At 29.1% G+C, this 11672-nt stretch carries 10 protein-coding genes and 1 pseudogene; all 11 read right to left on the bottom strand.

The window, feature by feature from the left end; all coding sequences use genetic code 11:
- Positions 1-260 precede the first annotated feature (260 nt).
- The 11 genes and pseudogenes from ALEK_RS05075 to ALEK_RS05025 all read right to left on the bottom strand — a co-directional run bounded on the left by ALEK_RS05075 (position 261) and on the right by ALEK_RS05025 (position 11620).
- Positions 261-1682 carry a leucyl aminopeptidase gene (locus tag ALEK_RS05075; RefSeq protein WP_071627167.1) on the bottom strand — a complete coding sequence of 474 codons (1422 nt, stop codon included), beginning with the start codon at positions 1680-1682 and terminating at the stop codon, positions 261-263.
- Between the two features lie 11 nt (positions 1683-1693).
- Positions 1694-2386, bottom strand: coding sequence for a DedA family protein (locus ALEK_RS05070; RefSeq protein WP_071627166.1), 693 nt, complete (start codon positions 2384-2386; stop codon positions 1694-1696).
- Between the two features lie 12 nt (positions 2387-2398).
- Complete coding sequence (gene trpB, locus ALEK_RS05065; protein ID WP_071627165.1) at positions 2399-3607, bottom strand: tryptophan synthase subunit beta; 1209 nt, start codon at positions 3605-3607, stop codon at positions 2399-2401.
- A gap of 12 nt (positions 3608-3619) precedes the next feature.
- Complete coding sequence (apt, locus tag ALEK_RS05060) at positions 3620-4174, bottom strand: adenine phosphoribosyltransferase (RefSeq protein ID WP_071627164.1); 555 nt, start codon at positions 4172-4174, stop codon at positions 3620-3622.
- A 68-nt stretch (positions 4175-4242) separates the two neighbouring features.
- On the bottom strand, positions 4243-5259 hold the full coding sequence (galE, locus tag ALEK_RS05055) for a UDP-glucose 4-epimerase GalE (protein ID WP_071627163.1): 1017 nt from the start codon (positions 5257-5259) through the stop codon (positions 4243-4245).
- A gap of 567 nt (positions 5260-5826) precedes the next feature.
- Positions 5827-7188 (bottom strand): phosphomannomutase/phosphoglucomutase, encoded by a 1362-nt coding sequence (locus ALEK_RS05050; protein WP_071627162.1) that lies wholly within the window; start codon positions 7186-7188, stop codon positions 5827-5829.
- Positions 7189-7194: 6 nt separating this feature from the next.
- Positions 7195-8476: pseudogene (locus ALEK_RS05045) on the bottom strand (mannose-1-phosphate guanylyltransferase/mannose-6-phosphate isomerase).
- The gene (locus ALEK_RS05035; protein ID WP_071627161.1) at positions 8469-9530 is read right to left on the bottom strand and encodes an NAD-dependent epimerase; all 1062 of its coding nucleotides are present in this window, start codon (positions 9528-9530) and stop codon (positions 8469-8471) included. The pseudogene ALEK_RS05045 and the gene ALEK_RS05035 overlap by 8 nt, the downstream one beginning before the upstream one ends.
- 76 nt (positions 9531-9606) lie before the next feature.
- Positions 9607-10449 (bottom strand): UDP-glucose 4-epimerase GalE, encoded by an 843-nt coding sequence (galE, locus tag ALEK_RS05030; protein WP_337796321.1) that lies wholly within the window; start codon positions 10447-10449, stop codon positions 9607-9609.
- Between the two features lie 8 nt (positions 10450-10457).
- Positions 10458-10622 (bottom strand): NAD-dependent epimerase/dehydratase family protein, encoded by a 165-nt coding sequence (locus ALEK_RS17760; RefSeq protein ID WP_265734120.1) that lies wholly within the window; start codon positions 10620-10622, stop codon positions 10458-10460.
- On the bottom strand, positions 10619-11620 hold the full coding sequence (locus tag ALEK_RS05025; protein WP_173424116.1) for an MraY family glycosyltransferase: 1002 nt from the start codon (positions 11618-11620) through the stop codon (positions 10619-10621). The genes ALEK_RS17760 and ALEK_RS05025 overlap by 4 nt, the downstream gene beginning before the upstream one ends.
- Positions 11621-11672: the final 52 nt, after the last annotated feature.

Below are 11672 nucleotides of genomic sequence, written 5' to 3'. Positions count from 1 at the left end.
TCTTAGAAACTTTTATATTTACTTATTTATTAAATATTTATATAAAGTATAAAAAAAGTATAAAGGAGAATTCGTAAATTTATATTTTATTTTGATTTCTAACTCTATTAAAAGTACAAGGAAATGAACAAGAATTCATCTTTTTGTATTTTAAACTTAAATATAATTTAAAAACATGGATTTAATATTAGTAAAAGAAAGGAAAAAAGGATTAGGAGAGTATTTACAATAGTTGGAAAACCCAACTATTATAAAGGTAATTATTTGTTATCGATATTTTTTAGGAATTGGATTGTCATACGTACACCTGCACCTGAACCACCAAATGGGTTATATCCCCATGCACTTTCAACATAAGCAGGACCTGCTATATCAAAATGAATCCATTTATCTTTGTTTTCTTCATAAACGAAATTATCTAAAAACATACCAGCAGTTATCGCTCCACCATATCTAGTGTTAGCGATATTAGAAATATCTGCGATTTCAGATTTAATAGATTTTTTTAGATATCTATTAAAGTCTAAAGTTGTAGCATACTCACCTGATTTAAGTGCGGCTAATACTGCATTTCTTTTAAGAATATCATTATTACCCATGATACCAGTAGTATAATGCCCTACTCCAACAACACAAGCGCCTGTTAATGTTGCATAATCAAAAATATAATCAATATCATCAATTTCATCTTGTGCATAACATAAACAATCAGCAAGAACTAGTCTTCCTTCTGCATCTGTATTTCTTACTTCAATAGTTTTACCATTTTTAGCGTACAAAATATCATCTGGTTTATAAGCATCCCCACCAATCATATTCTCAACAGCTCCAACAATACCATGAACTTCGTAAGGAAGACCAAGTTTAGCAATAGCCCATAAAGTTGCTAATACAGCACATCCTCCTGATTTATCAGATTTCATTGTTACCATATAATCAGCAGGTTTTAAAGATAATCCACCTGAATCATAAGTAAGACCTTTTCCAACTAATACAATTTTCTTTTTTGCATCTTTTGGTTTATATGACATATGAATTAATTGTGATTCATGAATAGATGCTCTACCTACACTTAACATTGAATGCATATGGTTTCTATCTAAGAATTTCTCACCATGTACTTTACAATCAATTGAAGCATCTTTTGCAAGGTCTTTTGCTAAATCAGCCATTACTTGAGGATAAAAATCAGCAGGTGCAGAGTTAACCATATCTCTGGTTTTATTTACAGCTTTTGAAATAATAGTAGAATCATTTAATATTTCTTCTGCTAATTTTTCTTTATCAGCAATAGCAATAACTAATTCTTGTTTTTTCTTTTCTTCTTTTTCAGACTTATATTTTTTGAAGGAGTAAGAACCTAATAGTGTTCCTTCCACAATCGCCTTTAAACTCTCGCTTGGAAGTTTAGATAAATCTAATTTTGCATTTTTGAATTTTGTAGTTTGAAGTTTTTTAATAGCAGTTGCAATAGCAATTGCAATACTATCATATGTTTCATCTTCAAATCCTACATATATTTTTTGTGATTCAGCTAAAAAAACACAAGCTTCATCAACAGCTTTAAAACCTAAAGTTTCTAATAGTTTTTCATCTTTTGACTCTTCAATATCTGAAAGAAGAATAATTTCAATATCAGCTTTTATTTTTTTAAAATTTTTTGAACTTAAAGTAATTTTCAATTTTTGTCCTTTTATAAATTTTTCTTTTCAACTTTTTGAGTTGCTTTATTGAAGTAATAAATTATACTTCCTCCAAAAGTAACAGCAATAGGAAGTGCAAAGTACCAGTGTTCTTTTGCCCAATGTAATACTTTTAGAATTTCTTCTCCAAAATACCAAACTGGAACAATAGTAATAGCCGCCCAACACCAAGCTGAAATAAGATTAATAAATGCAAACATTTTTGCACTATATCTTGTTAGACCTATTGAAATTGGAATAATTGTTCTCATTCCATACATATATCTTTGCATGAAAATAATTGGCCATCCATATTTTTGTAATAATAAATGAGCTAAAGCAAACTTTCTTCTTTGACCTTTAAACTTTTTATGAACATGTGATTTATTAAATCTACCAATATAGAAATATACTTGATCCCCTGCAAAACCACCAAGTCCTGCAACAAAAATAGCAATATATAAATTCATATCCCCAGTATGAGATAAAAGACCAGCCATAATAAGACCTGCTTCACCCTCTAACATACCCCATGCAAAAAGAATAATATATCCATACTCTTTTAATAAATAAACAAATTTATTTTCAAATCCACTAACTGGCGCTTGATATAAATTGAAAGCCAAAAATGAGAAAAAAGTAACAACAATAACTGCTAATATTTTCCCTGAGTGTGGTTGTAGCTTCTTAAAAAACTGTTCCATTCCTATCCCTAATTAATCAAAATTTAGTAAGCTTTTTGCTTGAACCATATCTTTATCACCTCTACCTGAAAGGTTTACAATTACAGTTTTACCTTGTAATTTTTCTTTTGCTTTTTTTAGATAAGCAATTGCATGTGAAGATTCAAAAGCAGGAATAATTCCTTCTCTTCTACTTAACCATACAAATGCATCTAAAGCTTCTTGATCTGTAATTGAGTCATACTCAACAGATTCATTGTCTTTATGAAATGAATGTTCAGGGCCAATTCCTGGGTAATCTAATCCAGCAGAAATTGAGTGAGCTTCTAGAACTTGTCCATCTTCATCTTGTAAAAGGTATGAACATTGACCATGTAAAACTCCTGGTGTTCCTTTTTCAAGTGAACATCCATGTTTATCAGTTTCTAATCCATGACCACCTGCTTCAATACCAACACATGTAACTTCTTTATCTTCTAAGAAGTGTGAGAACATACCAATAGCATTTGATCCTCCACCAATACACGCAACAACGTAATCAGGAAGTTTTCCTTCTTTCTCTAAGATTTGTTTTCTAGCTTCATAACCAATAACAGCTTGAAAGTCTCTAACCATAACAGGGTAAGGATGAGGACCTGCAACAGTTCCAATAATATAGAAAGTATCTCTAGCATTTGTAACCCAGAATCTAATAGCATCATTCATTGCATCTTTTAGTGTTTTACTTCCACTTTCAACTGCAATTACTTTAGCCCCTAGAAGTTTCATTCTAAATACATTTAGCTCTTGTCTAGCTACATCTTTTGCACCCATAAATACAGTACACTCAAGTCCAAGTAAAGCAGCAATAGTTGCAGTTGCAACACCATGTTGTCCTGCACCTGTTTCTGCAATTACTTTAGTTTTTCCTAATTTTTTAGCAAGTAAACCTTGAGCAATTACATTATTTACTTTATGAGCACCTGTATGATTAAGGTCTTCTCTTTTTAAATAAATATTAGCACCGATTTCTTCTGAAATATTTTTTGCAAAATATAATGGATTTTCTCTGCCAACATAATCTTTTAACAAAGCATTTACTTCACCCCAAAATTCTGGATCAAATCTATATTTTTTGTATTCTATTTCTAGTTCATTTAATACTGGCATTAATGTTTCAGGAACATACTGCCCTCCAAAGATACCAAACTGACCTTTGTCATCTGGATCGAATATACTAGCTTTTGGGATATAATTACTCATTTTTTCTCTTTTCTAAATCTCTAATACTGAATAAACAGGGGCAACTTTTTCTAATCTCTCTGCACCGTTTAAAATCTGGATGTTCATTAAAAAACACATTTCTACTAAATCAACATTTAATTTTTTAATTAAATTTGCAGCTGCATAAGCTGTTCCACCACTAACGATAATATCATCAATTAATAATACTCTTGCATGATGCTCATTTCTAAATGCATCTAGATGAATTTCAACTTCATCAAAACCATATTCTAATTCATATTTTTCACATACAGTAGTACTTGGAAGCTTCCCTTTTTTTCGTACAGGAACAAATCCAATATTTAATCTATCTGCAAGAGCAGCTCCAAATATAAACCCTCTAGAGTCAATACCTGCAATATAATCTAAGTTGTAATCTTTGTATTTTTCTTCTAAGTGGTTCATTAGAAGATTGAAAGCTTCTTTGTTATTTAATAAAGTAGTAATGTCTTTGAAAACAACTCCCTCTTTTGGGAAGTTTTCAACACTTCTTATAGAATCTAATAATAGTCTTTTATCGTCTTGACTTAATTCTTTTAAACTCAATATCTATCCTTTTGTTCACTTTTGTGATAAGGTAGATATTTTATCTAAAAGTTTATTATATTTTAATATTAGTTTTTATATCCATTTGGATTATTTGACTGCCAAGCCCAAGTATCTTCACACATTTTGTTTATTCCACGTGAAGCTTCCCAATCTAATACTTCTTTAGCATAAGATGGGTCTGCAAAACATTTGGCAATATCTCCAGCTCTTCTTTCAACTATTTTATATAGTACTTTTTTACCACTTGCTTTTTCAAATGCTTTTATCATATCTAAAACACTGTAACCATTACCAGTACCAAGATTTACGGCAAGTACATCATCTATGCTATCCATATTTTTTAAGGCTTTTACATGACCTAAAGCTAAATCAACCACATGAATATAATCTCTAACTCCTGTTCCATCATTAGTATCATAATCACCGCCAAAAACAGATAAATATTCTCTTTTCCCCACTGCAGTTTGAGAAATAAATGGCATTAAGTTATTTGGTATACCATTTGGATCTTCTCCTATAGTACCACTTTCATGAGCACCAACAGGATTAAAATATCTAAGTAGTACTATTTTATTTGTATTATCAGATACATATATATCTCTAAGCATCTCTTCTATAAAGTACTTTGTTCTACCATAAGGGTTTGTAGTAGTTCCTATAGGAAAGTTTTCTTGGATTGGAGTAGTATGTGGATCACCATATACTGTAGCTGAAGAAGAAAATACTATTTTTTTACATCCATACTTTTTCATAACTTTACATAATACCAAAGTACCATTAATATTATTATCATAATACATATGAGGTTTCTCTACAGATTCACCTACTGCTTTAAGACCAGCGAAGTGAATAACACTATCTATATCATATTTTTCAAATACTGAGGATAAAGTTTTTAAATCTCTAATATCACCTTCTACAAAATCTATAGATTTTCCTATGATTTTTTCCACTCTTTTTAATGACTCTTTAGAAGAGTTACAAAGGTTATCAAAAACTACGAAATCAAACCCTGCTTTATTTAATTCAATAAGTGTGTGTGAGCCTATATATCCTGCTCCTCCCGTTACTAGAACTTTCAAACAACTTCCTTTCTATTTTTAAATAAATTAATATAAACAAATATCAACTAAATCTACAACAATATTTAATATGTTAAAATGCGCAATTCTACAAATCAAAAATGCAATTTAGCTTATCTTAACTATAAACAACAGTTTCTATCTCTATTGTTGTAGTTGCTAAATATAAAATATTAATTGATCATCAATATACCCAATATCAGCGATAATTTTTGAATTACTTTTTAAGTTAAAGTCTTTTTTATATTCTACTTTAATCGATGGATTTCATATAACATCTTTTCATTCTAGCTTCTGCATCTAGAACCTTACTCTTCAACTTATAAATTATGAAAATATACCATTTTTGACTATTCTATTTTACTTAAAAACATTGAACTTGGAGATATTATCTTAATCAAAACACATTAATAAATACGAGAAACAGTGTAAATAAGGCACAAAAAGAAAATGCAAAATCAAATTTCCTTTTTGAGAACTGTCTTTTTTCATCATGATGAATATAGATAAAACTACTATTAACATACTTTATTATATCTAGAAAAATAAAATTTAATTATAGTGTATCTAATTCAATAATTCTAATAATTTTTTTTGATAATATAAAGCGTTGTTTTCTGTATCAGCCTCAAACCTAGTTACCAACTTTGGAGTAGTGTTACTAGCTCTTACTAAACCCCATCCATTTTCAAACACAACCCTTACTCCATCTACAGTAATGATATCTTTGATAACAGGGAATTCTTTTGGAGAATTTGATAAAGTAACTTTTAAATCATCAATTATTTTGAACTTTTTTTCTTCTGTTGTATTAATATTAATTTCATCAGTTGAAAATAATTGCGGTAATTTTTCATACTCTTTATCATAATTAAAGTTATTATGAACTAATTCTAAAGCTCTTAGTGTTGAATATACTGCATCATCATATCCAAAATACTTATCATTAAAAAATATATGTCCTGATACTTCAGCGGCAAAAGAAGCATTAGTTTCTTTAATTTTTACTTTTAGATTAGAGTGCCCTGTTTTATACATAATGGCTTTACCATAAGTATTGATAGTATCATACATAATTTGTGAACATTTCACTTCACCTATTACAGTTGGATTATCTATAAATCTTGAGAAAAATAGTGCTAAGACATCACCTTTAAAGTTGTATTTAGGAGAAAGTACTGCTATTCTATCTGCATCACCATCATATGCAAACCCTAAGTCATAAATTCCGGTAGATAATTCTTCTTTTATATCTTCTAATGTTTCTATTTCAGAAGGATCTGGATGATGATTAGGAAAAGTACCATCTGGCTTTTCATACATAATATGTGAGTTAATATTAAGACCTTCTAAAATATCTCGAAGAACTGTTCCTGCTGCTCCATTACCACAATCAAATACAAATGATTTATTTTCTAATTTCAAATGAGAAAACTCTCTTATCATATAGTTTATATATTCTTCTTTTGTATTAATTTTTATAGTTTCAATATTATCTTCTATTTTAAGATTAGAGACTAGTACCTTATCACCTAAAGCATATATATCTTCGCCAAAAAAAGGGCCTTTATCTATAGTGATTTTAAAGCCATTATATTCAGCTGGATTATGGCTTCCTGTAATCATAATAGAAGCATCAACTTTCTTGCCATCATTATCAATATAATTTGAGAAATAGTTTACAGGTGTAGCAACTAGTCCCATATCAAGAACTTTTAAACCTGTTTTTTTTATACCAGAAGTCATCCACTCTTTTAAAATAGGAGAGTGTGTTCTTCCATCATACCCCAATGAGATATATTTTGCTTCTGGAAATTTTGACAACACTTCTTTTGAAAAAAAATATCCTATTTTTTTTACGGTATCTTCACTTAATTCTTTTTGGAATATTCCTCTTATGTCATATTCTCTAAATATAGATTTTGCCATTATTAATTAGTCCCTTTTAAAATCATCGTCAATTCTTACAATATCATCTTCCCTAGTATATTCACCAACTTGTGCCTCAATAAGTATTACAGGAATCCTACCTTCATTTTCTAATCTATGAATTTCACCCATCTTGATATAAGTAGATTCATTAGGTCTTACATATTTAGTCGTTTAGCTGGCTTTACTTCAATTCTTTTTATTTTATATCCGGGTGTTTCTTCTAATACTGTATATGTTCCCAAAAGTCTATATCCTGTTAAGTGAATATTATGAAGTTTAGTATCTTTTTTGATTTGAGATACAACTTTTTTTACTTTTTGAGAAGAACCTTTTTTTGAAATAAGAAGTGCATCACCAGTATCTACCACTATTATATCTTCTATATCAATAGTAGCTATCTTTCTTGAATTACCATAAATAAGGTTATTTTTTGAATCAATTGAAATATAGTTTACATTTTTTGTATTTCCATTCTCATCTTTTGGAAGTTCTTCATATAAAGCATCAAAACTTCCTACATCAGACCAGTTTATATCGGAAGGAATTACTTTTACAATCAAACTCTTTTTCATTACAGCATAATCTATACTATCTTCTGGAATATTATTCATATCATCATGTTTTATTCTAGTGATAGAATCTTTATATGAATTTTCTAATGCCTTCTGTGAAGTCTCAAATATTTCAGGAGGGTATTTTTTTAGTTCATCTAAAAATATCCCTGCTTTAAAGCAGAACATTCCAGAATTCCAATAATAATTTCCTGTATTTAAATATTCTGTAGCTGTTTCTAAATTTGGTTTTTCATAGAAAGCTATTACATCAAGTTCACTTGATTCTATATAACAAAATCCCGTTTCAGTGAATGTAGGAGTAATTCCAAATGTAACTAGATTATCTTCTTTTGCTAATTTTTTTGCTTGTGTTAAGACTTTTTCATATTCATTTTCATCTTTAATAAGATCATCAGAAGGTGTTACTAATACTATTTCATCATATGGTAATTCCATACATGAAAGTGCTATTGCCGGTGCTGTATTTCTTCCTATAGGCTCTAATAAGTATTTATTACTTTTGTTTAATTCTTCAAGTTGATCTAAAGCTAAAAAATATTGTTCTGAGTTTGAAACTATAAATTGACTATTACATAATTTACTATTTCGATTAACTGTTAATTGGAATAGTGATTTATTATCAAATAGTTTTACAAATTGTTTTGGCATAAGACTCTACTTATTGTCCATAGTCTTGTACCTCTTCCTCCACATAAGATTATATTAGTCATCTAACTCTCCATAAAATTTTCTATACCAAGAAACAAACTCTTCTATTCCATTATGTAGATTTGTATCTGGCTTATAATCAAAATCTTTAATTAAATCACTTGTATCTGCATAAGTAGATACTACATCTCCATCTTGCATATCCGTGAAGTTTTTCTTAGCTTCTTTTCCTATTGATTTTTCAAGTGTTTGAATAAAATCCATTAGACTAACTGGTGAATTATTACCAATATTGTATATTTTATATGGTGCAGAAGATATGTCTGGACGTGGATTTTCTGAATCAAAATTATCATTTGCTTTTGCTGGATTATCTATAATTTTAATAATACCATCGACAATATCATCTACGTATGTAAAATCCCTACTCATATTACCATGGTTAAATACCTTTATTGCTCTGTCATTTAGTATTGCATTTGCAAAAAGCATTGGTGCCATATCTGGTCTACCCCAAGGTCCATATACTGTAAAAAACCTAAGTCCTGTAGTAGAAATATCATAAAGGTGAGAGTATGTATGTGCCATCATTTCATTTGATTTTTTTGTTGCAGCATATAGTGACACTGGATGATCTGTATGATCAGATGTTTTAAATGGTTGTGATTTATTCAATCCATATACAGAAGAAGATGAAGCATAAGAAAGATTTTTTACATTGTTATGCCTACATGCTTCTAGAATATTCATAAAGCCTTTTATATTTGAGTCTATATAGGCATGTGGATTTTCTAGTGAATATCTAACACCTGCTTGTGCGGCCAGATTGCAAACTCCATCAAACTTCTCTTTTTCAAAAAGTGCATTTATCTCATTAGTATTGGACATGTCCATTTTAATGAATTTATGTTTTGTGTATGTTTTAGAATATACAAGTTTATTACTTGTAATTTCATCTTTTATTATACCTAGTTTCTCTAATCTTGCATATTTTAGATTAGTATCATAATAGTCATTGATATTATCAAGACCTACTATTTCATCACCTCTATTTAGAAGTTTTTGGGCAAGATGAAATCCAATAAACCCGGCTGTTCCTGTTACTAATATCTTCAATCTAAGTATTTCCTTTGCCAATTATAAATTAATAATTTTAACCAAAGTTTGTTAAATACTAACTAAATTAAAACTATTAAGCTTTATACCCATTTGGATTATTTGACTGCCAAGCCCAAGTATCTTCACACATTTTGTTTATTCCACGTGAAGCTTCCCAATCTAATACTTCTTTAGCATAAGATGGGTCTGCAAAACATTTGGCAATATCTCCAGCTCTTCTTTCAACTATTTTATATAGTACTTTTTTACCACTTGCTTTTTCAAATGCTTTTATCATATCTAAAACACTGTAACCATTACCAGTACCAAGATTTACGGCAAGTACATCATCTATGCTATCCATATTTTTTAAGGCTTTTACATGACCTAAAGCTAAATCAACCACATGAATATAATCTCTAACTCCTGTTCCATCATTAGTATCATAATCACCGCCAAAAACAGATAAATATTCTCTTTCCCCCACTGCAGTTTGAGAAATAAATGGCATTAAGTTATTTGGTATACCATTTGGATCTTCTCCTATAGTACCACTTTCATGAGCACCAACAGGATTAAAATATCTAAGTAGTACTATTTTATTTGTATTATCAGATACATATATATCTCTAAGCATCTCTTCTATAAAGTACTTTGTTCTACCATAAGGGTTTGTAGTAGTTCCTATAGGAAAGTTTTCTTGGATTGGAGTAGTATGTGGATCACCATATACTGTAGCTGAAGAAGAAAATACTATTTTTTTACATCCATACTTTTTCATAACTTTACATAATACCAAAGTACCATTAATATTATTATCATAATACATATGAGGTTTCTCTACAGATTCACCTACTGCTTTAAGACCAGCGAAGTGAATAACACTATCTATATCATATTTTTCAAATACTGAGGATAAAGTTTTTAAATCTCTAATATCACCTTCTAAAAACCTATAGTTTTTCCTATAGTTTTTTCTACTCTTTTTAAACTTTTCAATGAAGAATTACAAAGATTATCAAAAACTACAAAATTAAATCCTGATTTATCTAACTCAATAAGTGTATGAGAGCCTATATATCCTGCATCACCTATTACTAGTACTTTCACTTTTTGTTCTTCTTTTTTCTATTGGATAGCTTTTCAATTAATTTCTGTCTCTTTTGCATACCTGTAAATATCATATAAAAAAATATTGTTATTCCAATAAAAGCAATAAGAGCTATAAATGATGAAATACCAGATGATAATTTATCTGAATTTAAAGCTAGCATCACCCCAACTAATGAAAAGAGTATTTGAATTAAGATAATAAATAAAACAGTTTTTTTTACTTTCTTACTGAAAAATCTCAATAAAATATGATGAATATGTGTTTTATCAGGAGAAAAAGGAGATAAACCTTTTTTTATACGTCTAACCATAACTACAACAGTATCCAAAATGGGTATTGCCCCTAAATATAATACTGTGATAGGATGTATATACTGGGTAGAAATAACAGCAACCAGAGATATAATAAAGCCTATAAATAAACTTCCACTGTCTCCCATAAATATAGATGCAGGATTCCAATTAAAAAACAAAAAGGCTACTAATCCAACAATAATACTAGAAGTGATAGTAATAATAAGTTCATCTTGATTTACATAACCAATATATAAAAAGGAACTTAAAATGATAATAGATACACTAGTCGCTAACCCATTCAAACCATCAATAAGATTTAATGCATTTGTAAATCCAGCTAAGGCAAATATAGTAAAAGGTAGCGACAAATACCAAAGCGAAATTTCATATCCAAAAAAACTACCAAGTGAATAGATAGCAATGTCATCAAAAAATACTAACAATGTAGCAACCATTATTACATAAAACTTAGCTTTTGGACTAGCATCTTTATGATCATCTAGTATTCCTATAAGAAAAACCAAAAAAATAGATAAAAAAACTAATCCATTTTCAATAAAAAAAGAAAAATTAAATATAAAATTTGAAAGAAAAAAAGCTCCACCAAATCCAATGCCAGCACCTCTAGGAGTAATAGTAGTATGAGAACTTCTATCATTAGGTATATCACTAAGACCTAAATCTGTTGCATTTTTCATTATTAATTTAATGAAAATTACCGATAATAAGAATATAAATAGTAAATAGTAA

It is taken from the genome of Poseidonibacter lekithochrous (genome assembly GCF_013283835.1).
Taxonomy (GTDB): Bacteria; Campylobacterota; Campylobacteria; order Campylobacterales; family Arcobacteraceae; genus Poseidonibacter; species Poseidonibacter lekithochrous.
This window is presented reverse-complemented; position numbering and strand designations above follow the sequence as displayed.